This is a genomic window from Pseudogemmobacter faecipullorum, from assembly GCF_020539525.1.
GTDB classification, from domain to species: Bacteria; Pseudomonadota; Alphaproteobacteria; order Rhodobacterales; family Rhodobacteraceae; genus Pseudogemmobacter; species Pseudogemmobacter faecipullorum.
Genome location: NZ_JACDXX010000002.1, coordinates 179483 through 202946, shown reverse-complemented (window position 1 = coordinate 202946; position 23464 = coordinate 179483). Strand labels below are relative to the sequence as shown.

Here is a 23464-nt window from a genome sequence, read left to right as displayed (position 1 = left end):
GTCAGGAATTGACCTCCTCCCGCCGCGCGCTCATTACTCAGCCCTGGGCTAAAATTGCCCTGATAATTCAATCATGAGGATTATATTTTGGCTTCTGTTTCCGGCATGTTCCGGCTCTCGGCTGCCTTCAGCCTTGCGCTTGCCAGCAGCGCGCTCGCTGAGGACGGCTTTTATAATGTCAATTATGACAACATCAGCTTCAGCCTGACCCAGATCGGCGGCTATGGCGAGCTGGTGGTCAGCCCCAATGGCTTTGGCTCAATGGCCTATGGCAGCTGCACGCTGAATTTCACCCGCGACGAAACCGGCGCGATCAAAGAAATGGCGCCGGTGGTTCAGGGCAATTCGGCAAAATGCCCCGAGACCATGACGTTCAAACTCGGGTCCGGCGACAAGGGGCTGGCAAAAATCACTTTTGAGAGCGGTGGCGATCTGGCCGGTGAGACGTTTGATCTCTTCCCGGTGCTGCTGCCGATCAGTGATGCGCTGCGCCCGAAAACCCCGGCAGGTTTCGACATTCTCGGCATCACCATTGGCCATACCAGGGCCGAAGCCGAAGCGATCCTCACGGCCAAGGGCTATAGCAAAATCGATGCCTATACCAATGTCACCAGCTATGAGGCGGGCCATACCAAGGCCTCCGAGCTCTGGGGCAAGGGCGAATATGTGCATGATGCCTCACGCCCCACAGATGAGATCTCGCTGGCCTATAGCCCGGTCTTCGCCGATGGCAGCAGCGAGGAAAAAGTCGAGCTGCTGGCCCGCAACTGGAATATTCCCGCCGCTGACAACCTCGCGCTCAGCGCCTTGAAAAAGTCGCTGGAAGAAAAACACGGCCAGACCGCCAGCGGTTTCGAGGCCCGGTATTCTGACCATGCCGGCAGCCTCGAACCCAATGCCTTCCAGTATGTCTGCAGTGACAGCGTACATCTGCAGTCGGTCAGTTCCGGCTACAGCTTCTATGGCGAAAGCGCCGAGGTTCAGCTTGAGACTGCCTGTGGGGCAAAGGTCGATATCATGACCCTGGAAGATTACAGCGCCCCCGGCCGGGCCAGCATGCTGAGGATCTCGCTGCATAAAGGCGATATCGCCTATGAGGGCTTCTGGAAGTCCTGGTCGCAGGCCGAGGAAAAAGCGCTGCAGCAGCGTTATGAGCTGCAGGCTGGCATGAACAATGCCGCGCCCGATCTTTAAGCTCTCCGGAAAGGAAAACGCCCGCCTCCGCTGGGGAGACGGGCGTCCTGAACCGGGCTGACGCCCTGGTCGCCTTAGCGACGCAGGCCCAGACGGCCGATCAGCGAGGTGTAACGGCCCTCGTCTTTGGCCTTCAGATAGTCGAGCAGCTTACGACGCTGAGCCACCAGCATCAGCAGACCGCGACGCGAGTGGTTGTCTTTTTTATGCGATTTGAAGTGCTCGGTCAGGGTCGCAATGCGCGACGAAAGGATAGCAACCTGCACTTCGGGCGAACCGGTATCACCGGCTTTGGTTGCATATTCTTTGATCAGGCGGGCTTTTTCTTCAACGGTGATCGACATCGGGATCTCCTTTACGGTTGAGGGTGACGGCACAAGCCGGGATGTCGTCCAGCAGGGCCCTTCCCCCGGAACAAAGCCCCAGGGGATGCGCGCATATAAGAGAAACCGGCGTGGAAGGAAAGCGGATTCCCGGCGAAACGGCCCCGCCTCCTGGCGCTCAGCGGTTGAACACCCGGTTCGGATGCAGTTCACCGCCCATATAGCTGCCAAGCGCGATGGCGCGGCCCTCGAAACTGGCCCAGGCCTCTTCGCCATAGGGCAGATGGCCCAGGACCTGGCCCGGATTGCCATTGCGCAGCCGGATCGCGCCCTCGGGCGTGCATTTGACTTCCGGCAGATCGCGCAGCGACAGCTCCAGCGGCTGCAGATAGCGGTCAATCGCCAGATCGCGCGCCAGAGCCTCGATTTCCTCCATGCTGACGCCCTGGCTGGCCTCGAAAGGCCCCGACCATTCCCGGCGCAGCCATTCGACATGGGCCAGCGTGCCAAGCGCCCGGCCCAGATCGCGCGCAATCGAGCGGACATAGCCGCCCTTGCCGCAGACCATCTCCAGATCGACATGATCAGCATCGACGCGTTCCAGCATTTCCAGCCGCTCGACAAACAGCGGCCGGGCGGCCAGCTCAAAATCTTCACCTTCGCGGGCCAGATCATAGGCGCGCTCGCCATCGACCTTCACCGCCGAAACCTTTGGCGGCACCTGCATGATATTGCCGCGAAACTGCGCCAGCGCCGCCAGGATCGCCGCATCAGTGGGGCGGATATCACTCTGGCGCAGCACGCTGCCCGAGGCATCATCGCTTGCGGTCTCGGCCCCGAAAGTGACGCGGAACCGGTAGCATTTCAGTGCATCCGAAATCACCGGCACGCATTTGGTCGCCTCGCCCAGCGCGACGGCAAGCACCCCGGTCGCATCGGGATCAAGCGTACCGGCATGGCCGGCCTTCTGGGCCTGAAACGCCCAGCGCACCTTATTGACCACATCGGTCGAGCCAATGCCCGCAGGCTTGTCGATAATCACCCAGCCATGCACCGGGCGGCCCTTGCGCGTTTTCGCCACGTCTTATTCCTTGTCGATCACGGTGCCGACAACCGGCCCCATGGCAAAGCCGCCATCATGGCGACCGAGGCCCGGCGCATAGAGGCGCGAGATATTGCCGTCAAAGTAAAGCGCATCGCGCAGACCCAGATGGTCGCGGAAGAAGCGCGCGAAGAAATGAAAATTTACCGCCCGGTCCGAAATGGCAAAGACCGCCCTGGTCCCGGCAGCATCAATGCCGACGCCATTGCGGATATAGGTCGAATCGCTGTTCTCGAGGAAGCGCGGATGCAGCTCGCCATCAATCAGCAGCATCGGCCCCGATTGTGTCGCATAGCGGCAGCTGCCCTGCTGCGGCGCGAATTTCCGGCTGTCGCTGATGGTGAAACCACCCTCGCTCCAGCAAAAGACGCCATTGGGCAGCAGGCCGAAATTGCCCGGCCCCTCGCGGGTTACGATGGGGGCCAGCTCAGTACCGTCCTCAATATAGAGACCAACAGGCGAGCGGTCGCGGTGATACATGCCGGCATTCATGGCAAAGCCAAGCTGCTTGCCCTCGGCGGCTAGCGCCTGGTCAATGGCGCGGAAGCTGCCGTAAACGCCCTTCTCTCCCGCCAGAAACAGCCGCAGATCATCTGCAGCCGTCACCTCGCACAGGGTGAAGGGCACGCCTTCAAACTCCTGACGCTGACAGCTGTTGGCCAGAGCCGGGACCGGTGCCAGCGAGAGTGTGAGCGGAGAGAGCCAGGCCAGAAGCCGCAGCCAGCCGCGCATCACTCTGCTCCGTCTTCGCCTTTGCCCGGTGCCTCGCCCTCGTCTGACGCAGCGATGTCGCGGGCGACTTTCGGATCGGCGAAGAGACGGCGGGTCTCATCCAGACGGTCAAAGGTCTCATCGGGGCGGAACCGCAGATCCGGCGCATATTTCAGCGTCAGCTCGCCAGCCACCCGGTGGCGCAGCTCGCCCCGGTGTTTTGCCAGCAGTTTCACCGCCTCTGCGACCGGCACCGTGCCCATCAGGGGCATGACATAAACGGTCGCGACCTTCAGATCGTTGGAGAGGGATACCTCGCCTACGGTCATCGGAATGGCATTGAGTTCGGGATCGTGGATTTCGCCACGGTTCAGAACATCGGAAAGGGTGCGTCGGATCAGTTCGCCCACCCGCAGCTGACGCTGCGACGGGCCCTGTCCGGAAGAGGAACGTTTGGCCATGACCTGCATCTAAGCGCGAATCGCTTTGCCTGCAACGGCGGGGTTTCACTGCCGGCAATCGAAGGCTAAACCAGAGCCGGAAAAACAGGAGATCTGCCATGAGCCAGCCAGCAAGTGACCTGCCCGGCATTGTCATCACCGGAATCTCCGGCCGGATGGGCCAGATGCTGGCCAGGACCGTGGTGGAAAGCGGCCGCGCCCGGCTGATCGCCGGGGTCGAACGCGAGGGCCATGCCTGGATCGGCCAGGATATCGGCACCGCCATGGGCGGCCCGGCGCTTGGCGCGCTGGTCACCGATGATCCGGTTGAGGCCTTTGCCAGAGCCCAGGGCGTGATTGATTTCACCGCCCCTGCCGCCACCGTCGCCTTTGCCGGCCTCGCCGCTCAGGCGCGCTGCGTCCATGTGATCGGCACCACCGGCTTTGAGGACAGCGATCTGGCAAAGCTTGAGGCTGCCTCGCGTCATGCCGTGCTGGTGCGGGCCGGCAATATGAGCCTCGGCGTCAACCTGCTGACCCGGCTGACCCGCAAAGTGGCCGAGGCGCTGGACGAAGACTGGGATATTGAGGTGGTCGAGGCGCATCACCGCATGAAGGTCGATGCCCCTTCCGGCACCGCGCTGATGCTGGGCGAGGCCGCGGCTGAGGGTCGGGGCCTGCCGCTGAAAGATCTTCGCACCCCGGCGCGCGAAGGCATCACCGGCGCGCGTGAGCGCGGCGCGATCGGCTTCTCGGCCATTCGCGGCGGCGATATCGTCGGCGAGCATGATGTGATCTTCGCCGCCGATGGCGAGCGCGTAATCCTGCGCCATATCGCCACCGACCGCCGGGTCTTTGCCCGCGGCGCGCTGCGCGCTGTGCTCTGGGGCCAGGGCAAAAAGCCCGGGCAATATGATATGATCGACGTGCTCGGCCTCTGAGAGCGATCAAGGGCGGGGCGGGGCACCGCCCGCCTCCCTCCGGCAGCTAGCCCCCCGGAAGCTCTGACTTCAGACAAATCCTCTCAACAGCCTGAACCTATAGCCCCGCCACAGGCAGGCAGCGCCGCCAGGCCATGGCGCGGTTCAGAAATCGACCGCGAGGCCCTTCTTCTCCCAGTCGCCATAGCGCACCGGCTCAAGCCCGTCGCGCCCGCCATATTCTTTCGGCAGCGCCGCCTCTCCGGCCGCCTTGCGCCGCTCTTCCGCCTCGGCCAGGGCGCGCAGGGCCGCCGCGGGCAGTTCACGCTTTTCCTCATCCGGCATCTTATCAGCCATATCGGCGGTTCCTTCTCAATCACTCGCCATGATATAGGCCCGGCCTGACTTATGTGCAAAGGGACGTGGAATGGCGGAAGGTATCGGGCCGAGGGCCGCGGCGGTGCAGGCGCTGAATGAAGTGCTGGGCGAAGGCCGGATGCTGGCGCAGATCCCCGAGCCAGAGCTGCCACCGGGCGAACGCGCCCGGGCGCGCCGCCTGACCGAAGAGGTGCTGCGCCGGATCGAACCTGCCGATAAACTGCTCGACAAGGCGCTGCGCAAAAATCCGCCACTGGCTTTACGCAATATCCTGCGCCTCGCGCTGGTCGAACTGGCGCTTGGCGCCGCGCCGCATGGCGTGGTCAATGCCGCCGTTACGCTGGCGCGAAGGGACCGCAAAACCCAGCATATGGCGGGGCTTGTGAATGCGGTTCTGCGCAATATCGATGCCTCGGCCCTGACCACTGCTCCGGTGCAGAAACTGCCGCGATGGCTGCGCCAGCCGATGGTGCATTTCTATGGCCGCGAGGCTGTTGCCGCGATGGAAGAGGTCTTCACCCAGAGCCCGCCGCTTGATCTCAGCCACCGCGACGGTGCCACCCTGCCCGAGGGCGAGTTTCTGGCGACCGGCAGCCTGCGGCTGCAGGATCCGGGTCAGGTCTCGGCCCTGCCCGGCTATGCCGAGGGCGGCTGGTGGGTTCAGGATGCTGCCGCAGCCCTGGCCGCGCGCCTGCTGGCGGCACAGCCCGGCGAAAAAGTGCTCGATCTCTGCGCGGCGCCTGGTGGCAAGACCCTGCAGCTCGCCGCGACCGGGGCCGATGTCACGGCGCTGGATATTTCCGGGCCGCGGATGCAGCGCATTGAGGAAAACCTCGCCCGCGCCGGGCTGAAGGCCGGACTTGTCACCGCGGATGCCCTGGCCTGGCAGCCTGCCGAACTATTCGACGCCATTCTGCTCGACGCGCCCTGCTCGGCCACCGGTACCATCCGCCGCCATCCTGACCTTCCCTTCGTCAAAGACGGCTCGGAAACCGAGGGCCTCGCCGCTTTGCAGGCGCAGCTGCTGGACCGCGCCCTTGGCTGGCTGAAACCGGGCGGGCGCCTCGTCTTTGCCACCTGCTCACTGCTGCCCGAAGAAGGGGAGCATCAGCTGAAGGCGGTGCTCGAACGCCACCCGGCTCTGCAGGTTGAGCGCCCCGATCTGCCCGGCCTGCAGCCCGAATGGATCACGGCTGAGGGCGGGCTGCGGCTGCGCCCGGATTATCTGGCAGCGGCTGGTGGGATGGACGGCTTTTTCATCATGCGACTGCGCCGGGGCTGAGCCACCAGCCACCGCGATTAAAAAAGGGGGCCGGCGGCCCCCTTTTGCTGTCAGTCGAGGCTGCGCGCCTCGGAGACCAGCATCACCGGAATGCCATCACGCACCGGAAAGGCCAGTTTCGCGCCTTTCGAGACCAGCTCCTGGCGCTCGGCATCCCAGGTCAGGGTGCCATGGGTCAGCGGGCAGACCAGGGCTTCGAGCATCCGCCGGTCAAAGCTCTGTGCGCTCGCTTGCATTGTATCCGTCATTGTAAAATCTCATCTCCAGAGCCACCCCGCAGGGCGAATTCGATCAGCACCACCAGCGTCTCACGCCGGGTGGTCAGATCGGGGCTTTCCAGCAGGGCCTGCCGGTCCTCGGGCGAAAGCGGGCAAAGCATCGACAAAGCGTTGATCAGCACCTCATCGGGCGCCTCGGACAGCCCCTGCCAGTCACTCGCCAGATCGCGCGAGGCGAGATAGCGCGTTACCAGCCCCAGCAAAGCCTTACGGTCCAGCCCGGGATCGGCCTCCGACGGCCCGATATCGCCCTGGAACGACCCCCAGTCGACATTGAACCGCCGGTAGGGGGTGAAACCCTCCACCTCGGCCCCCAGCCGGAACCGCGAGATCCCGGCAAGGGTGATCATATAGCGCCCGTCTTCGGTTTCCGAAAACTGCACGAGGCGACCGGCGCAGCCGATGCTCGACAGCCGCCCCTCAGTTTCCGGGCCAATCGGGCAGACCATGCCGATCATCCGCATCGGATGTTTCAGGCAATCCTCGATCATCGCCAGATAGCGTGGCTCAAAGATATGCAGTGGCAGCCGGGCCCGCGGCAGAAGCAATGCACCCGGCAGAGGAAAAACCGGCAGGGTGCCAGGCAGATCAGCAAAGGCCGGGCGCAGCGGCACCATCAGACGAAGATCATCGAGGACAGGCGGCGCCGGCCCTTCAGCACGATCGGATCCTGCGGTTTCAGCGCGTCGAAAATGGTAAACAGCTGCGTACGGGCCGCGCCGTCATTCCATTCGCGATCCCGGCGGAACAGCTCCAGCAGCTCATCCACTGCCTCTTCGACCTTGCCCGCCGCATTCAGCGCCACCGCCAGATCAAAACGGGCCTGGTGATCCCCGGCATTCGCCTCGACCGCCGCGCGCAGCTCGGCCTCAGGCCCGGCAGTCGCGGCCTGTTTTGCCAGTTCCAGCTGGGCCCGGGCCGCCTCGACTTCCTGTGTCTTACTCAGCGCAGCCGGGGCTGCATCCAGCAAAGCTGCCGCCTCATCGAGGGCACCCGCCGCCAGACGGGCCCGCACCAGCCCGCCATAGGCGGCGGCATTCTCAGGCTCTTCCTCAAGGATCGCGGCAAAGGTCTCGGCGGCATCTTCCACCGCCCCCTGGGCAAGCATCTCCTCGGCGGCGGCAATCGCCTCGCCCAGACCGCCATCGCCGGCCAGAGCCGTCAGCTTATCGATGAATTTTTTGATCTCGGAGCCCGGCAATGCCCCCTGGAAGCCATCGACCGGCTGGCCCTGCCAGAAGGCATAGACCGTCGGCACCGACTGCACGCGCAGCTGTCCAGCCACCATCTGGTTCTGATCGACATCGATCTTGACCAGCTTGACCTTACCTTTGGCCGCGATCACCGCCGCCTCCAGCGCCGGGATCAGCTGTTTGCAGGGACCGCACCAGGTGGCCCAGAAATCAACGATCACCGGGATCTGGCGCGAGGCCTCGACCACTTCGGTCATAAAATTGGCATCAGTGCCGTCGATCACCAGATCGGTAGCGGGCGGGGCTGTCTCTGCAAGACCAAACATCATGTCCTCACTTTCGCGGGTTTCCCCCTATATGCGCGCAGGAATGGGCTTCGCCAAGGGCAAAGGCGGCGCTTCCTGCGCTGCGGCACAGGCATCCCCGGCCGGACAGCTGGCGAGGTGATCATTCACCAGCCCTGCGGCCTGCATGAAAGCATAAGCGACAGTCGGGCCACAGTAGTTAAAACCACGCTTTTTCAGCGCCTTGGAAAGCGCCACGCTGACTTCGGTCTGCGCCGGGACATCCAAGATCGCGAGGGGCCGGTTCTGCAGGGGCTGGCCGCCGGTGAAAGACCAGATCCAGGCCGAGAAGCCCTCAGCCGCCTCGACCTCGGCCCAGGCCCGGGCGGCCCGGATCGTACTCTCAATCTTGCCACGATGGCGGATGATGCCCGGATCGAGCAGCAGGCGGGCGATTTCTGCCTCGCCCCAGCTGGCAATCACTGTGGGGTCAAAACCCTGGAAGGCGGCGCGAAACCCCTCGCGCTTGCGCAGGATGGTGATCCAGGAGAGGCCGGCCTGAAAGCTTTCGAGCACCAGCATTTCCCACAGCGCGCGCGGGTCGCGGATCGGCCTGCCCCATTCGCGATCGTGATAGTCAACATAGAACGGATCACTGCCGCACCAGGGGCAGCGTCCGGCCTGCCCCTGATCCTCTGCGGTTGCCGCAAGCACTGTCATCCGCGCCCCCTCTTCTGATGCGAGTGAAACAAATACAGAACAGTTACCGAAGCCGCCGCTCCTTGTCACCTGCTCTCTCCCGGCCCGGAAGCCGCCGGAACCACGCTTATCCGCTGCCGCGAGGGGCCGGACGGGACAGCTGATCCGGCCCCTCCGGTACGGGTTTCTGACCAAAGATGATGCAGCTGCAGAAAATTACTGCGTAATATTCTTGCGTAATTCTCACGATTATGCCCCTCTTCAGCCAAAATGGCCCCGGCATTCCCCTGATTGCCCACCGGCCGGATCTGCAAGGAGAGGATTCGCATGACCAATGTTGTGATCGTAGCGGCTGCGCGGACGGCCGTGGGCTCGTTCAACGGCTCTTTCGCCAATACCCCCGCACATGAGCTGGGCGCTGCGGTGATCGAAGCACTGGTAAGCCGCGCCGGAATCGAAAAAGCCGAGGTTGAGGAAACCATTCTGGGCCAGGTGCTGACCGCCGGTCAGGGCCAGAACCCGGCGCGCCAGGCCCATATTCTCGCCGGTCTTGCGAAAGAGGCCTCGGCCTGGAGCATCAACCAGGTCTGCGGCTCGGGGCTGCGCACCGTGGCTCTGGCGGCACAGAATGTACAGCTGGGCGATGCCCGGATCGTCGTCGCCGGGGGCCAGGAATCGATGTCGCTCTCGCCCCATGTCGCGCATCTGCGCGCCGGGACGAAGATGGGCGATATGAAGATGATCGATTCGATGATCAAAGACGGGCTCTGGGACGCGTTCAACGGCTATCATATGGGCCAGACTGCCGAGAATGTCGCCGCGCAATGGCAGATCTCGCGCGAGGAGCAGGATGCTTTCGCCGTCGCATCGCAGAACAAGGCCGAAGCGGCACAGAAGGCGGGTAAGTTCAAAGATGAAATCACCCCCTTCACGGTAAAGACCCGCAAAGGCGATATTATCGTCGACAGCGATGAATATATCCGCCACGGCGCCACCATCGAGGCGATGCAGAAGCTGAAACCCGCCTTCACCAAAGAGGGCTCGGTCACTGCGGCCAATGCCAGCGGGCTGAATGATGGCGCCGCGGGCGTGCTGCTGATGAGCGAGGCAGATGCCAATAAACGCGGGCTGAAAATCCTGGCACGGATCGCCTCTTATGCCACCGCCGGGCTTGACCCTGCGATCATGGGCGTCGGGCCGGTTTATGCCTCGCGCAAGGCGCTGGATAAGGCAGGCTGGAAGGCGGCGGATCTCGATCTCGTCGAGGCCAATGAGGCCTTCGCCGCCCAGGCCTGCGCCGTCAATAAAGACATGGGCTGGGATCCGGCCCGGGTCAATGTGAACGGCGGCGCCATCGCCATCGGCCATCCGATCGGGGCTTCGGGGGCGCGGATCCTCAACACCCTGATCTTTGAAATGGGCCGCTCGGGTGCGAAAAAAGGCCTCGCCACCTTGTGCATCGGCGGCGGAATGGGCGTCGCTATGTGCCTTGAGGGCGCATAAGCCCCGCTTCGCCCGGGCGAGGATTGACAGTGGTGAGGCAGCGCCTCACCTTGCAGGGGTGCCGCTTTGCGGCATCCCTTTTTGCATCGCGATCAGCCCTGCACCAGGCACCATCCGCCCCGGGCTCCAGCCGGGGGCGGCATTCCGTTCCATCCGCCGACCAGAAATCGGTCACGCAATTTTACTGCATATGAAAAATATATACGGTAATTTTGTTGCGCCGCAGAAAAAGTCTGGTTAGCAATATCCGTGAACTGATCTGAGGAGGAATCATGTCCAGAGTTGCACTCGTCACCGGTGGGTCACGCGGCATCGGTGCCGCGATCTCGGTCGCCCTGAAGGCCGCCGGCTATAAAGTTGCCGCCAATTATGCCGGCAATGACGAGGCCGCCCGGGCCTTTACCGCCGAGACCGGCATCCCGGCCTATAAATGGTCGGTCGCGGATTACGATGCCTGCGTCGAAGGCATTGCCCGGGTCGAGGCCGATCTGGGCCCGGTCGATGTGCTGGTGAACAACGCCGGCATCACCCGCGATGCGATGTTCCACAAAATGACCCCCGGTCAGTGGAAAGAGGTGATCGATACCAATCTCACCGGCCTGTTCAATATGACCCATCCGCTGTGGTCAGGCATGCGGGACCGCAAATTCGGCCGGGTGATCAATATTTCCTCGATCAATGGCCAGAAGGGCCAGGCTGGCCAGGCCAATTACTCCGCCGCGAAATCCGGCGATCTGGGCTTTACCAAAGCCCTGGCCCAGGAGGGCGCGCGCGCCGGTATCACCGTGAACGCGATCTGCCCGGGCTATATCGGCACCGAAATGGTGCGCGCGATTGACGAAAAAGTCCTCAATGAGCGCATCATCCCGCTGATCCCGGTCGGACGCCTGGGCGAGCCCGAAGAGATCGCGCGCTGCGTTGCCTTCCTCGCCTCGGATGATGCGGGCTTCATCACCGGCTCGACCCTCTCGGCCAATGGCGGCCAGTTCGTGGTCTGAGCCGCAGGGGCGCCTGGCCTTTGCAGAGAAGGCCCGTCGCATCCTGCGGCGGGCCTTTCCCTTTGCCCCTTCCCTGTTTAGAGCTGAGGCAAAACACCATCCAACAGGGGCGGGGGCCGGCCATGGCAGCCTGCAGGGAAGCACTATGACCAGAACCAGGGCTACGGCCATCGGCTTTACCGCTGTCATGATGTGGGCGCTTCTGGCGCTTCTGACCATCGGATCCAGCCCGGTGCCGCCGCTGCTGCTGAATACGATCTGCTTCGCCATAGGTGGCGTGATCGGCCTGGTCTGGACCGCCCGCAAAGGCTTTGGCCTGCTGAAAACCGTCTCCTGGAAGGTCTATGCTTTCGGCACCATCGGCCTGTTTGGCTATCACCTGCTCTATTTCACCGCCTTCCGGGTCTCGCCCACGGCCGAGACCGGGCTGATCGCCTATCTCTGGCCCCTGTTCATCGTGCTGTTCTCGGGGCTGCTGCCGGGAGAAAAGCTGCTGCCGCAGCATCTGACCGGCGCGGCCATCGCCTTTGCCGGGGCGGCGCTGATCATCTTCGCCCGCACCGAAAGCGGCGCCTTCAATGCCACCGGCATGGCTCTCGCCTTTGGCTGCGCCCTGACCTGGTCGGCCTATTCGGTACTCTCGCGCCGTCTGGGCGATGTGCCGACCGAAAGTGTCACGGTGTTCTGCCTGCTGACCGCGCTGCTCTCGGGCCTGGCGCATCTGGCGCTGGAGGAAACGCTCTGGCCGGTGGGCCCTTCCGGCTGGCTTTCGGTGCTGCTGCTCGGGCTTGGCCCGGTCGGCGCAGCCTTTTTCACCTGGGATATCGGCATGAAAAAAGGCGACATCCAGCTGCTGGGTGTCGCCTCCTATGCTGCGCCGCTGCTCTCCACCCTTGCGCTGGTGGTGGCCGGGATCACACAACCGGGCTGGACCATTGCTCTGGCAGCACTGCTGATCACGGGAGGGGCCGCGCTGGCGGCCCGCAAAAGCGCCCGGGGGTAACCCCCGGGCAGACCGGCTGCCTTAATGGGGGCCGAGGCGGTTTATTTCCTCTTTGATTTTCATTTTCTGGCGCTTGAGCTCGGCAATCTTCAGGTCATCGGTGCCCGGACTGCGCTGCTCTTTTTCAACCATGTCAGAAAGGGCTTCGTGCTTCCTGCGAAGCTCTGCCACATGCGAGGCAATTGACATAATCTTCCTCCGTTCTGTTACAGCCGTATGACGATTGCAGCACGGATTTCGAGTCGTGTCACCTTTGATCTTCCGCCGCTGCGGGGCGCGGCAGCGGAAACGCTCTCAGCCCAGGCCGCTTCAGCTGAAAGCTGCCGGCAGCGCCGCGCCCTCACGCAGAATTTCACGGGCAAGCGGGCTGTAATGCTCGCGGTCCCCGGTATGGGCCTCTCCGGCATGGATGACCAGCGGCGGCAGGAGGCGGAAGGCCGCCCGCCCGCCCTTGCGTGCGCGCAGGATCACCCGCAGAGCCTCGCGCCCCTCGCGCGCGGCCAGCGGCAGGATGGTGGCCGAACCCAGTTTGGGCGAAAGCGCGGCCAGAAGTTCAGGCACCGAATCCGCCCCGGCAATCACCGTCAGCCAGCCGCCCGGCGCCAGCCGCCTTGCCCCCGCTGCCACCCATTCCCCGACCGGCAGACGCACCTGCATCGCGGTGGCGCGCTGGCGCACCGGAGAGGCAGTGCCGCCCGGCGGATACCAGGGCGGATTGGCGATCACATGGTCAAAATCGCGGCGCAGGCTGGGCGGCATCCGGGTCAGATCGCCCTCGGCCACCTCAAAAGCGATGCCGTTCCGCGCGGCATTGCGCCGCGCAAGATCGGCATATTCGGGCTGCAGTTCCAACCCGGACTGGATCAGCCCCGGCACGCGTGAGGCAAGGCAGAAAGACGCCGCCCCCGCGCCGCAGCCCAGATCAAGCACCGTCTGCCCCGGCACCGCCGGGCAGGCCGCAGCCAGCAGCACCGCATCTGTCGCGGCCCTGTAGCCCTTTACCGGCTGCAAAAGCCGCAGCTTGCCGCAGAGAAACTTATCGTCACTCAGCGCCTCATCCGGGAAGGTCGCCCCAGGCATCCGGTCACTCACCTGCTGACCTCCAGGCCATTATCGCGCAAAATGACCCGGGCCATGAACAGATCGCGGTCGGCCACCATAAGGCGGCGCGGCAAGATGCCCAGACTGCCGTCCAGTATGCTCATGTGGACGTCAAGATCGAAGGCTGTTATTCCCTCGCCCTCAAGAAGGGCCGTCGCGAAGGCGATCACCGTGGGGTCGGTTGTGCGCAGGAGCTCTTTCATGTTTTTTGGGTAGCGATGACCAGGCAAACGAGCAAGGGCCAACCGCTGCCACACACACAGGAATGAAGATGGACGGCGTGAACGAACAGGCCCGGCTTAGCCCTCAGGATCAGTTGTCAGCCTGGCTGAGCGCAGATATGGCCGCGGTGAATGCGCTGATCCGCGAACGTATGAACAGTGAACATGCGCCGCGCATTCCCGAAGTGACCGCCCATCTGATCGAAGCCGGTGGCAAACGGATCCGCCCGATGCTGGTGCTGGCGGCGGCCCATATCTGCGGCTACCCGAGCCGCGCGCCCCAGGGCCAGGATCACATCAAACTGGCCGCAACTGTCGAATTCATCCATACCGCCACGCTGCTCCATGATGATGTGGTTGATGAAAGCGCGCAGCGCCGCGGCCGCCCGACCGCCAATCTGCTCTGGGATAACAAATCCTCGGTGCTGGTCGGGGATTATCTCTTCGCCCGCGCTTTCCAGCTGATGGTTGAGCCTGGAAATCTCCAGGCGCTGAACATCCTCGCCAATGCCTCGGCCACCATTGCCGAGGGCGAGGTGCTGCAGCTGACGGCAGCCCAGGACATCACCACCAGCGAAGAGACCTATCTGAAAGTGGTGCGCGGCAAGACCGCGGCTCTGTTCTCGGCCGCCACCGAATCCGGCGCGCTGATCGCCGGGGCCAGCCCGGAGCAGATCCGTGCACTTTACACCTATGGCGATGCCCTGGGGATTGCCTTTCAGATCGCCGATGACCTGCTCGATTACGGCGGCACCTCGGCGGCAATCGGCAAGAATACCGGCGATGATTTCCGCGAACGCAAGCTGACCCTGCCGCTGATCAAGGCGATCTCGCAGGCTGATGAGGCCGAACGCGCCTTCTGGATCCGGGTGATTGAAAAGGGCCAGCAGCAGGAGGGCGATCTTGAGGAGGCGCTGCGGATCATGCAGGCACATGGCGCGCTTGATGCTGCCCGCAGCGATGCCCTGGCCTGGTCGGACCGCGCCCGCGAGGCCCTGAGCCTCCTGCCGGATCATCCGCTGAAAGCGACGCTCTCGGCCCTGGCCGAATATGTCGTATCGCGGCTGAACTGAGCCCGCATCCTGCGGCGGAAAAGATCGTGAAAGGGGGCCTGAGGCCCCCTTTTTTCATGCGCGGCTCAGCTGAGCGGCGCGGCAGCAACCCACCAGCCGGGGCGGGCCGCCTGCAGCGCAGCCGCCGCCGCATCAGCTGCCGCCGCTTCGGCGAATAGGGCGAAACAGCTGGCACCCGAGCCTGACATGCGGGCCAGCAGCTGGCCGGGCAGATCCTCCAGCGCCGCGATCACCTCAGCAATCACCGGCGCCAGCTGCCGGGCCGGGGCCTCCAGATCATTGCGCTGCCGGCTGAGCCAGCCGGCCAGCTCAGCCATATCCGCCCAGAGCGGCAAAACCTCGGGCAAAGCCGGGTTCTGTTTCCGGCGCAGGGCGCGAAACACCCCAGGCGTTGCCACCTCAACCCTGGGATTGACCAGCAGGATCCAGCCCGGTGGCAGCGGGCTCAGAGGCTCAAGCTGCTCGCCAATGCCACGCATCCGCGCGGCGCGGGGCTGAAGGCAGGCCGGAATATCGGCGCCAAGCGCCGCCAGCGCTGCGACCTCGCCCGCCTGCTCTCCGCTGCCACGCAAAGCCCATGCCAGCCGCACCGCCGCCGCCGCATCTGACGAGCCGCCGCCAATGCCCGAGGCCAGCGGCAGGTTTTTTTCCAGCGTGAAGGCCAGCGGCAGATCAGGCGCGATGATCCGCGCCGCCCGCAGGATGAGGTTATCCGGCCCCGCCGTCAGCCCCCGGCCAAACGGCCCGCTGATCTCCAGCGAAAACGCCTCTGCCCGCCGGGCGGTCAGCCGGTCGCCGATACCGGCAAAGCAGACCAGGCTGTCGAGCAGATGATAGCCATCCTGGCGCTGCCCGGTGATATGCAGTGAGAGATTAACCTTGGCCGGGGCAAACTCGCTCAGTGTCAGATCCTGCAAGACAGGCTCACTCACTGACCGGAGCGGCATTGCTTTCCGAAGCCGGAGCCGGAGTCGCGCCCTCTGCTGCCAGGACAGCATCAAGGCCAATCTCCAGCTTCTTACGGATCCGCAAAGCCTCTTTCTCTTCCGGCCCATAGGACAAAGCGCGGTGCCACTGGAACTCGGCCTCGCGTTTGCGCCCGTTCATCCAATAGACATCGCCGAGGTGATCGGTGACCACCGGATCGACCGGCTCCAGCACCGAGGCGCGTTCCATCGGCTCCAGCGCATCGCTGTAGCGGCCGAGGGTGAAATAGGCCCAGGCCAGACTGTCGACGATATAGCCCGATTCCGGCTCGATCGCGACCGCCTTATTGATCAGCTCCAGCGCCTCATCAAGATTTGTGCCGCGCTCAATCAGACTATAGCCCAGATAGTTCAGCACTTCGGGCTGACGCGGGTTCAGCTCCATCGCCCGGCGGAAATCAAGATCGGCCTCCTCATAGAGCCCGCGGCGTTCCTTAGTGATGGCGCGGCTGAAATAGAGCACCCAGACGCCGCTGTTCGGCTTTTCCGGCAAAAGCGCGGCCGCAGCATCATAGGCGGCAGCCGCCTCGGCCCAGCGTTCCTCGCGGCGCAGGGTATCACCCAGCGCGGCCTGCACCACGATCAGATCGCCATGGCTGCGGGTCAGCGCTTTCAGAGCCTCAATCGCCGCCTCTTTGCGGCCCGCCGCATAAAGGGCTGCAGCGCGGCCCAGCTGGGCATTGTAATAGGCCGGATGGTCTGGCGGGAATTTCGCATAGGCCTCCTCGGCCAGATCATATTCCCCCAGCCCCTCAAGCATGGCCGCGCCGAGCAGCACAGCATGATCATGGCGCGGGTTCAGCGCCTCGGCGATGCGGGTGTTCAGCAAAGTATAGGCCGGATCGGCCTCATTCGCCAGCAATGTGGCCAGCGAGTAGAATACCTCGGCCAGCCCTTCACGGGGCGAGGTGATCAGATCAAAGGGCAGCGGCTCGCCTGCGGCAAGCTGTTCGCGCATCGCATCGGCCACAGGCTCGCTGCCCGGCGGCCAGGTGGCATCCAGCACCGCCTTTGCCTCGCCCGGCTGGCCGATCTGCGACAGCACCTGGGCCCGGATCAGCACACCGCGCGGATCCAGCCCGGAAAGGCCGGAAAAGATCTTTTCTGAGCCCTCAAAATCACCGGCAAGCGCCAGGGCCAGCGCCTTATGATAGACACCATAGGGTTCGAGGCCGCGCATTTTGCCGACGGTCTCGAACTGCTTCACCGCCGCACTCATATCGCCCTCGCCGAGCCGGGACCAGGCGAGCGCCAGGCCATCGACCAGCGGGCCGATATTCGGGCCGCTTTCCAGCTGGGCGGTCAGCGCCGGATAATCCTCACGCAGCGCCGCATCGGCGAGCCGGGCATATTGCGAGATCTGCAGATCGCCCTCGGCCGCGCCCTCGCTGCTGCGCGTCGCGGCCAGCCCGGCCGCCTCGGAGATATGGCCCAGAACGAGGCTGGCGAAAGTCGCGCCATCGATGATCTGATCATTGCCCGGGTCGAGGCTCAGCGCCTGGGTAAACCAGCCCAGTGCAGCGCGGAAATCGCCGCGGGCCTCGGCATTGCGCCCCGCCAGATAAGCGCCCGAATCCACCGCGACGGCATCGGTTGTGACCGCAGCCTGATCCTGCGCCGGGGCGGCCTCCTCTGCCAGCAGGGGCAGCGCGGTGGCAAGGCTCAGGCCAAGCGCAGTCGTCATGCACAAAAGCGAACGGATCATCGGCAGCGGTCTCCTCGGCGGCGCGAATGCCCGGCCCCGTAACCTGCGGGGCCTGAACGCGGCAAAGCTACAGGCCCGCCCTTTCAGGCGCAATGCGGGCCGGAGCGCTGATCGCATCCGGCCCGCATCGGCTGTCTGACTTTCGCGTGAGAAAGTTACATATTCGGATAGTTCGGCCCGCCGCCGCCCATCGGGGTGGTCCAGGTGATATTTTCCGAAGGATCCTTGATATCGCAGGTCTTGCAATGGACGCAGTTCTGGAAGTTGATCCGGAAACTTGCCTCCTTGCCCTCGCCCAGAACCTCATAGACCCCGGCCGGGCAATAGCGCTGCGCCGGTTCATCATATTCGGGCAGATTGACCGAAATCGGGATCGAGGGATCTTTCAGCCGCAGATGCGCCGGCTGCTGCTCGTCATGGTTGGTGAAGCTATAGGCGACATTGGTCAGACGATCGAAAGACAGCACGCCATCCGGACGCGGATAGTCGATCTTCTTATAATCTTTCGCCTTGCCGGTCGATTTCGCATCGTTTTTGCCATGTTTCAGCGTGCCGAACAGCGAGAAGCCGAGCGTATTGGTCCACATGTCAAAGCCGCCGAAGGCCAGCGAGGCGCTGAGGCCCCATTTCGACCACATCGGTTTGACGTTGCGCACCTTTTTCAGATCGCGGCCAATCGCGCCATTGCGCACTTCGGTCTCGTAATCTGACAGCTCATCGCCCGAACGCCCGGCTTTGATCGCGGCAAAGGCCGCCTCTGCCGCAGCCTTGCCCGAGAGCATGGCATTATGATTGCCCTTGATGCGCGGCACGTTCACCAGGCCTGCATTGCAGCCCAGCAGCGCCACACCCGGCGCGACCATTTTCGGGATCGACTGATAGCCGCCTTCCGAGATCGCCCGCGCCCCGTAAGCCACGCGCTTGCCGCCCTTCAGCAGCTCGGCCACCATCGGGTGATGCTTGAAGCGCTGGAATTCCATATAGGGATAGAGATGGGGGTTCTTATAGTTCAGGTGAACCACGAAACCGATATAAACCTGATTATTCTCAAGGTGATAGATGAAGGAACCGCCCCCGGCATTTGAGCCGAGCGGCCAGCCCATCGTATGCGAGACCCTGCCTTCATGGTGTTTCTCGGGATCGATCTCCCAGATCTCTTTCATGCCCAGACCGAATTTCTGCGGGCAGTGATCTTTCGAGAGATTGTATTTCGCGATCACTTCCTTGCCGAGCGAGCCGCGCACCCCTTCCGAGAGGAAGACATATTTGCCACGCAGTTCCATCCCCGGCTCGTAGCTGTCGCCCGGCAGAGCGGTGATCGGATCAAGGCCGAATTCACCGGCGACAACACCCGCGACACGATCACCCTCATAGACCAGCTGGCTGGCGGCCATGCCCGGGAAGATCTCCACCCCGAGCCCCTCGGCCACACCCGCCATCCAGCGGCAGACATTGGCCATCGAGACGATGTAATTGCCATGATTGTTCATCAGCGGCGGCATCGGGAAATTCGGGATGCGGATCTTACCGGCCGGGCCGAGCAGGTAGAAGTTATCCTCCTTCACCTCGGTCCTGACCGGCGCATCCATATTGCGCCAGTCGGGCAGAAGCGCATCAAGGCCCGAAGGATCAAGCACCGCGCCCGAAAGGATATGCGCCCCGACTTCGGAGCCCTTTTCCAGCACAACCACCGAGAGATCGGGATCGAGCTGTTTCAGACGGATCGCCGCCGACAGGCCGGATGGACCGGCCCCGACGATCACAACATCATAGTCCATCGACTCGCGGATGATCTCGGTCATTCGTGCTTCCTTTACTCCTTGCCGGGGCTTGTTGCGCCCTTTTCAGGCTGGGATCCCTGTATTTGGATTTGTGCTTGCCCCAAGGCCCTGTTCTCGTCAACAGTTACGCCACATTAATTCTCGCAGCCGCAGCATTGCGGCAATATTCTTACCCTGACCGACAATCCGGCGACCCGCTGCGCAGCCTCCTTCCTAGCCCCTTGCTTTTTCCAGGCCCATGGGGTGAGGATAGGGACAACACAGGCGCGAAGTCATGATCCGGCCCCCCCGGATCGTGGCTTCTGTTTTTTAAAGTGACGACGATATGGACAAGATCCCGGTTACCCGGCGCGGCTTTGACGCGCTCGACGCAGAGCTTAAGCAACTCAAAACCGAGGCGCGGCCTGCGATCATTGTCGAAATTGCCGAGGCCCGTGCGCTTGGCGATCTGTCGGAAAATGCCGAATATCACGCCGCGCGTGAGAAGCAGGGCTTTATCGAAGGCCGGATCAAGGAACTCGAGGGGATCCTCTCGCTGGCCGAGGTGATCGACCCGACCCAGTTCCAGGGTTCAGTTAAATTCGGGGCCACGGTTACCGTGGTCGATGAGGCCACTGACGAAGAAAAGACCTGGCAGATCGTTGGCGAGGTTGAGGCCAATATCGAACAGGGTCTGCTCAATATCCGCTCGCCCATTGCCCGGGCGCTGATCGGCAAGGATGAGGGCGACAGCGTTGATGTCGTCACTCCGGGCGGCCGCAAGAGCTATGAAATCCTTTCGGTCCGCTATCTCTGATCATGGCCGGACCCTCTGAACCAGAGGAAGGCAAAGCCCTCTTCCCCGCAGCGGGAGGCAGATCGCGCAACCGTATGACCGAGATCGCCGCAGGGCTGGTCTCGGGCATCTGGATCGTTGCTGTCCTCTCCTATTTCTTCACCGCATCACCCGGAGAGGACAGCGGCTCGCTCAGCCTTGTGCTGACACTGCTGGTGCTGTTCCTGCCGCTGGTGCTGATCTGGGTGGCGGCCATCACGCTGCGTTCGCTGGGCGAGCTGCGCGCTGAGGCGCAGCGTCTGCAGGCCTCGGTCGAGGCAATGCGCAATTCCTATCTCCGGGCACAGCACGCCCAGAGTGCCACCCTCCCCGCCGCAGGCGAGCGCAGACCGGCCGGGGACAATGCCGCCGCCGCACCGCCCGAGGCCGGAACGGCACAGCCCGGTTTTGCCAGCCGCCGCGATACGGCGCTGAGCCAGCCCTCGGCAGACCGCAAAGCAGCGCTGGCCGCGCCGAAGCCCGAGCCCGAAGCCGAACAGCCGGGCCTTGCGCTTGGCACCCCGGCCGAGAGCCTGCGCCCGCCGCTTTCGGTTACGGATTTCATCCAGGCGCTGCAATTCCCGGAAAGCCCCGAGGATAAAGCCGGGTTCCGCGCCCTGCGTCTGGCGCTCGAAGACCGCGAAGTGGCAAAGCTGATTCGCTCGGCCCAGGATGTGCTGACCCTGCTCAGCCAGGAGGGCATCTATATGGATGACCTCAGGCCCGAGCTCTGCCATCCTGATTTCTGGCGGCGCTTTGCCGCGGGCGAGCGGGGCCGGGGCGTGACCGTGGTCGGCGGGATCCGCGACCGCTCGTCGCTGGCGCTGACAGCGGCCAGAATGCGCGAGGATACGATCTTCCGCGATGCGGCGCATCATTTCCTGCGCACTTTCGACAAGGTCTTCCAGGCTTTCGAGAAAAACGCCAGCGATGCCGAGCTGGCTGCCCTGGCCGATACCCGCACCGCGCGCGCCTTCATGGTGGTCAGCCGGGTGGCCGGTGTTTTTGAGTAGCAAGGCCTGAGGCCATCACGGCCTCAGCCCAGGACCCGCACCATCGTGGTCGCCGCAGAAAATCCGAAGGCATAGCGCAGCAGGCCGAGCCGGTCGGTGGCAATTGCCGCAAAGCCCTCACGCTCATAGAGCGCGCGGGCGCGGCTGTTGGTATCGACCACCTCCAGCCGGATCGCCGTATAGCCCCGGCCGCGTGCCTCTTCATAAAGCGCCGCCAGCAGGGCCTGGCCCACCCCCTGGCCGCGGGCATGGCAGGCAACGGCAATGCCGTCGATCAGGAAGCGGTGATTATCGATCTCGCTGGCCAGCAGCCGCAAAAGCCCGGCGCGCCAGGCTGCACCAAAGCGGCCGTAAACCCGGGTCAGATCGCGCCGGCTGCCGCCCGAGAAGGAGCCATAGGGCGTTTTATACCCTGCCAGCCCGATCAGCCGCCCCTGCTGATCCAGCGCCGACCAGCAGTGATCGGGTTTCAGCCCGCGCTCCAGAAAGGCCAGCGCCCGCGCATCCGGCCCCATGACACGCATCAGCTTGCTGCCAAAGGCCTGCCAGTAGATCCTGGCCGCAAGCGCGCGCTGTTCCGGGGGAAAGCCGTGCCGGATCGTTACATCCCGCAGCTGCCGCTCAGCCCGCACGGCGCTGCTCCGCCAGCCCGAGATCGCGCAGGATAAAGCTGGCGATTGCGGCAATATCGTTCAGATCAAACACCGGCAGATGTAGCCCGGGCAGCGGCTTGTCACTGGCCACAGCGGCGACCAGCGGATCCTCCAGCGCAATCATCGGCCGGTCCGCCACCCCCTCGCGCCAGACCTCCAGACGGCGGTGGCTGTCGCGCTTATAGCCCTCGACCAGCACCAGATCTACCGGCGCCAGCCGGGCGAGAATTTCGCTCAGCGCCGGTTCCGGCCCGCGATATTCGCGCATCAGCGCAAAGCGCTTTGCCGAGGCCATCACCACCTCCGAGGCCCCGGCCTCGCGGTGGCGCCAGGTGTCTTTGCCTGGCCGGTCGAGATCGACATCATGATGCACATGTTTGACGGTCGAGACCCTATAGCCGCGCGCCAGCATCTCGGCCACAAGGCGCTCGGTCAGCGTGGTCTTGCCGCTGTTCTGCCAGCCGATGATCCCGAAAACCTTCATCGCCCGCCCCGCAGCAACGCCTCAGCCGCCGCCAGATCGCCGGGGCGGTTCAGGTTCAGAAAATCCTCTGCGCGCGGAAACTCCACCGGCCGGGCCGCGTGCAGGGCGGCAAAATCCGCAATTTTCGCTTTGGCCCCGGAGGCAAGAAATGCGGCGAGCGGATCGGCAAGCGAGACGGGCCAGAGCGCAGTGGCCGGATGATCGCGCCCCCCGGCCCGGGCAAAAGCCGGTTCCGGCCAGGGAGTTTGCAGTTTTTCAGCCAGATCGGCCGGCGGGAAGGGCGCATCCACCGGCACCGAGAGCAGCGCCGCCGCACCAGCGGCGCGGGCGGCGCGCAAGCCGCTCAGGATACCGGACAAAGGCCCCATCGGCTGCTCATCCGCGAGCACCTGCAATCCGGTCGCAGCAAAACGGGCGGCATCGCCATTGGCCGAGATCAGCACCCTCGCCACCTGGGGCGCGAGCCGGGCGGTCACATGGCTGATCAGCGGGCGCCCCTCCAGCTCCAGCAGCGCCTTATCGGCCCCGCCCATACGGGAGCCCTCGCCCCCTGCCAGCACGATTGCAAAGATGATCAAGCGAGCGCCCCTCTGACTATACCCCGGTCAGAAGAGCATTTCTCTTCAGGATAAGCCAGCCGCACAACCAGGCGGAGAGCGGTTCGGCACGCCGGGTCTTAATTGACCCGGTTGCCTTTCTTATCGACCAGAACCACACCATGGCCCTGACCAGGATTGTCGTTCTCTTCGGTTACGATGCGGCTGGTTGCGCCCGGCAGCTGTTCGAAGCTCTTGCCCAGCCGCTTGGGGAACCAGCTGCCCTGCAGATTCTCAAAGCCCGGCACATCTTTCAGCAAGGCCGAGATCGAGCGTGCGCAATTGGCTTTTGCCACTGCCCCATTGGCCAGCGCCCGCTGCAGGATCAGCTCTGCCACGTCGGGCGAGAGATTGATCGTGGTCTCAACGATATGGAAGGTTTCGGTATCGCTGTCGCGGGCATGATAGTCGCGATAGAAGTTCAGCACCGGCTCGGAAATGCCGAAATGCACATCATCGCGCTCAGGAACGCGCGGATGGCTCCAGGTCCCGGCCGGATCAAACAGCACGCGCTGCGAGCCATTGATCAGCAGGCCCGAATGGGCCCCGCTGCCATTGCGGTCATTGATGACGGTAAAGAGTGTCACCGAAGGTGGCCCGCCGACATAGGCCGCGCGCGCCACCTCTTCTTCAGGAGCCCGGATTGACTGAGCACAGCCCGCCAGCATCAGCACGACCGCAAAGGCCGTAATTCCACGCAACATCACGTCACTCCTGTCCCCTGGCCGG

28 protein-coding genes are annotated in these 23464 nt (G+C 63.8%); 9 read left to right on the top strand and 19 right to left on the bottom strand.

The window, feature by feature from the left end; all coding sequences use genetic code 11:
• The first annotated feature begins 87 nt into the window (after positions 1-87).
• Positions 88-1194, top strand: coding sequence for a hypothetical protein (locus H0485_RS02805; RefSeq protein WP_226933837.1), 1107 nt, complete (start codon positions 88-90; stop codon positions 1192-1194).
• A 74-nt stretch (positions 1195-1268) separates the two neighbouring features.
• On the opposite strand, the gene rpsO is transcribed toward H0485_RS02805, so the two are convergent.
• The 4 genes from rpsO to rbfA form a co-directional block, all read right to left on the bottom strand.
• Positions 1269-1538 carry a 30S ribosomal protein S15 gene (gene rpsO / locus H0485_RS02800; protein ID WP_226933836.1) on the bottom strand — a complete coding sequence of 90 codons (270 nt, stop codon included), beginning with the start codon at positions 1536-1538 and terminating at the stop codon, positions 1269-1271.
• 157 nt (positions 1539-1695) lie between these two features.
• Positions 1696-2598 (bottom strand): tRNA pseudouridine(55) synthase TruB, encoded by a 903-nt coding sequence (gene truB / locus H0485_RS02795; RefSeq protein ID WP_226933835.1) that lies wholly within the window; start codon positions 2596-2598, stop codon positions 1696-1698.
• A 3-nt stretch (positions 2599-2601) separates the two neighbouring features.
• Positions 2602-3351: a phosphodiester glycosidase family protein gene (locus tag H0485_RS02790; protein ID WP_226933834.1), complete on the bottom strand. Its 750-nt coding sequence runs from the start codon at positions 3349-3351 to the stop codon at positions 2602-2604.
• A complete protein-coding gene (gene rbfA, locus H0485_RS02785; RefSeq protein WP_226933833.1) occupies positions 3351-3791 on the bottom strand; it encodes a 30S ribosome-binding factor RbfA in 441 nt (146 codons plus the stop codon). Before rbfA ends, H0485_RS02790 begins: the two co-directional genes overlap by 1 nt.
• 98 nt (positions 3792-3889) lie before the next feature.
• On the opposite strand from rbfA, the gene dapB reads away from it, so the two are divergent.
• The gene (gene dapB / locus H0485_RS02780) at positions 3890-4711 is read left to right on the top strand and encodes a 4-hydroxy-tetrahydrodipicolinate reductase (RefSeq protein ID WP_226933832.1); all 822 of its coding nucleotides are present in this window, start codon (positions 3890-3892) and stop codon (positions 4709-4711) included.
• A 144-nt stretch (positions 4712-4855) separates the two neighbouring features.
• On the opposite strand, the gene H0485_RS02775 is transcribed toward dapB, so the two are convergent.
• On the bottom strand, positions 4856-5047 hold the full coding sequence (locus tag H0485_RS02775) for a DUF1674 domain-containing protein (RefSeq protein ID WP_226933831.1): 192 nt from the start codon (positions 5045-5047) through the stop codon (positions 4856-4858).
• Positions 5048-5117: 70 nt separating this feature from the next.
• On the opposite strand from H0485_RS02775, the gene H0485_RS02770 reads away from it, so the two are divergent.
• Positions 5118-6350 (top strand): RsmB/NOP family class I SAM-dependent RNA methyltransferase, encoded by a 1233-nt coding sequence (locus H0485_RS02770; protein WP_226933830.1) that lies wholly within the window; start codon positions 5118-5120, stop codon positions 6348-6350.
• A gap of 50 nt (positions 6351-6400) precedes the next feature.
• Here the strand turns inward: H0485_RS02770 and H0485_RS02765 are convergent, their stop codons facing one another.
• Genes H0485_RS02765 through H0485_RS02750 form a run of 4 tightly spaced genes read right to left on the bottom strand, consistent with a single transcriptional unit; the run spans position 6401 to position 8825 of the window.
• Positions 6401-6586, bottom strand: coding sequence for a Trm112 family protein (locus H0485_RS02765; RefSeq protein WP_226933829.1), 186 nt, complete (start codon positions 6584-6586; stop codon positions 6401-6403).
• Positions 6587-6594: 8 nt separating this feature from the next.
• Positions 6595-7245, bottom strand: a complete 651-nt coding sequence (locus H0485_RS02760) for an LON peptidase substrate-binding domain-containing protein (RefSeq protein ID WP_226933828.1) — start codon at positions 7243-7245, stop codon at positions 6595-6597.
• The gene (locus tag H0485_RS02755; protein ID WP_226933827.1) at positions 7245-8147 is read right to left on the bottom strand and encodes a thioredoxin family protein; all 903 of its coding nucleotides are present in this window, start codon (positions 8145-8147) and stop codon (positions 7245-7247) included. Before H0485_RS02755 ends, H0485_RS02760 begins: the two co-directional genes overlap by 1 nt.
• 27 nt (positions 8148-8174) lie before the next feature.
• Positions 8175-8825, bottom strand: a complete 651-nt coding sequence (locus tag H0485_RS02750; RefSeq protein WP_226933826.1) for a DNA-3-methyladenine glycosylase I — start codon at positions 8823-8825, stop codon at positions 8175-8177.
• A 306-nt stretch (positions 8826-9131) separates the two neighbouring features.
• Between H0485_RS02750 and H0485_RS02745 the strand changes: the two genes are divergently transcribed.
• From H0485_RS02745 to yddG, 3 genes are all read left to right on the top strand, one after another.
• A complete protein-coding gene (locus tag H0485_RS02745; protein WP_226933825.1) occupies positions 9132-10307 on the top strand; it encodes an acetyl-CoA C-acetyltransferase in 1176 nt (391 codons plus the stop codon).
• 272 nt (positions 10308-10579) lie between these two features.
• Positions 10580-11305, top strand: coding sequence for a beta-ketoacyl-ACP reductase (locus H0485_RS02740; RefSeq protein WP_226933824.1), 726 nt, complete (start codon positions 10580-10582; stop codon positions 11303-11305).
• Between the two features lie 145 nt (positions 11306-11450).
• A complete protein-coding gene (gene yddG, locus H0485_RS02735) occupies positions 11451-12308 on the top strand; it encodes an aromatic amino acid exporter YddG (RefSeq protein WP_226933823.1) in 858 nt (285 codons plus the stop codon).
• A gap of 21 nt (positions 12309-12329) precedes the next feature.
• On the opposite strand, the gene H0485_RS02730 is transcribed toward yddG, so the two are convergent.
• From H0485_RS02730 to H0485_RS02720, 3 genes are all read right to left on the bottom strand, one after another.
• Complete coding sequence (locus H0485_RS02730; RefSeq protein ID WP_226933822.1) at positions 12330-12497, bottom strand: YdcH family protein; 168 nt, start codon at positions 12495-12497, stop codon at positions 12330-12332.
• A gap of 120 nt (positions 12498-12617) precedes the next feature.
• Positions 12618-13388, bottom strand: coding sequence for a tRNA1(Val) (adenine(37)-N6)-methyltransferase (locus H0485_RS02725; protein ID WP_226933996.1), 771 nt, complete (start codon positions 13386-13388; stop codon positions 12618-12620).
• A gap of 8 nt (positions 13389-13396) precedes the next feature.
• Positions 13397-13612, bottom strand: a complete 216-nt coding sequence (locus H0485_RS02720) for a putative signal transducing protein (protein ID WP_226933821.1) — start codon at positions 13610-13612, stop codon at positions 13397-13399.
• A gap of 62 nt (positions 13613-13674) precedes the next feature.
• On the opposite strand from H0485_RS02720, the gene H0485_RS02715 reads away from it, so the two are divergent.
• Positions 13675-14703: a polyprenyl synthetase family protein gene (locus tag H0485_RS02715; protein ID WP_226933820.1), complete on the top strand. Its 1029-nt coding sequence runs from the start codon at positions 13675-13677 to the stop codon at positions 14701-14703.
• 65 nt (positions 14704-14768) lie between these two features.
• Here the strand turns inward: H0485_RS02715 and H0485_RS02710 are convergent, their stop codons facing one another.
• From H0485_RS02710 to H0485_RS02700, 3 genes are all read right to left on the bottom strand, one after another.
• On the bottom strand, positions 14769-15611 hold the full coding sequence (locus H0485_RS02710; RefSeq protein WP_435531468.1) for a 4-(cytidine 5'-diphospho)-2-C-methyl-D-erythritol kinase: 843 nt from the start codon (positions 15609-15611) through the stop codon (positions 14769-14771).
• 16 nt (positions 15612-15627) lie between these two features.
• A complete protein-coding gene (locus H0485_RS02705; RefSeq protein ID WP_226933818.1) occupies positions 15628-17394 on the bottom strand; it encodes a tetratricopeptide repeat protein in 1767 nt (588 codons plus the stop codon).
• Between the two features lie 155 nt (positions 17395-17549).
• Positions 17550-19196 (bottom strand): electron transfer flavoprotein-ubiquinone oxidoreductase, encoded by a 1647-nt coding sequence (locus H0485_RS02700; protein ID WP_226933817.1) that lies wholly within the window; start codon positions 19194-19196, stop codon positions 17550-17552.
• A gap of 304 nt (positions 19197-19500) precedes the next feature.
• Between H0485_RS02700 and greA the strand changes: the two genes are divergently transcribed.
• Together greA and H0485_RS02690 are read left to right on the top strand one after the other, a co-directional pair.
• Entirely contained in the window at positions 19501-19971 is a 471-nt protein-coding gene (greA, locus tag H0485_RS02695) for a transcription elongation factor GreA (protein WP_226933816.1), read from the top strand.
• A 74-nt stretch (positions 19972-20045) separates the two neighbouring features.
• Positions 20046-21002, top strand: coding sequence for a hypothetical protein (locus H0485_RS02690; protein WP_226933815.1), 957 nt, complete (start codon positions 20046-20048; stop codon positions 21000-21002).
• Between the two features lie 23 nt (positions 21003-21025).
• Here the strand turns inward: H0485_RS02690 and H0485_RS02685 are convergent, their stop codons facing one another.
• The 4 genes from H0485_RS02685 to H0485_RS02670 form a co-directional block, all read right to left on the bottom strand.
• Positions 21026-21634: a GNAT family N-acetyltransferase gene (locus H0485_RS02685; protein ID WP_226933814.1), complete on the bottom strand. Its 609-nt coding sequence runs from the start codon at positions 21632-21634 to the stop codon at positions 21026-21028.
• A complete protein-coding gene (gene mobB / locus H0485_RS02680) occupies positions 21624-22139 on the bottom strand; it encodes a molybdopterin-guanine dinucleotide biosynthesis protein B (RefSeq protein ID WP_226933813.1) in 516 nt (171 codons plus the stop codon). Before mobB ends, H0485_RS02685 begins: the two co-directional genes overlap by 11 nt.
• Positions 22136-22717, bottom strand: coding sequence for a molybdenum cofactor guanylyltransferase MobA (gene mobA / locus H0485_RS02675; protein ID WP_226933812.1), 582 nt, complete (start codon positions 22715-22717; stop codon positions 22136-22138). The genes mobB and mobA overlap by 4 nt, the downstream gene beginning before the upstream one ends.
• A 98-nt stretch (positions 22718-22815) precedes the next feature.
• Positions 22816-23439 carry a hypothetical protein gene (locus H0485_RS02670; RefSeq protein WP_226933811.1) on the bottom strand — a complete coding sequence of 208 codons (624 nt, stop codon included), beginning with the start codon at positions 23437-23439 and terminating at the stop codon, positions 22816-22818.
• Positions 23440-23464: the final 25 nt, after the last annotated feature.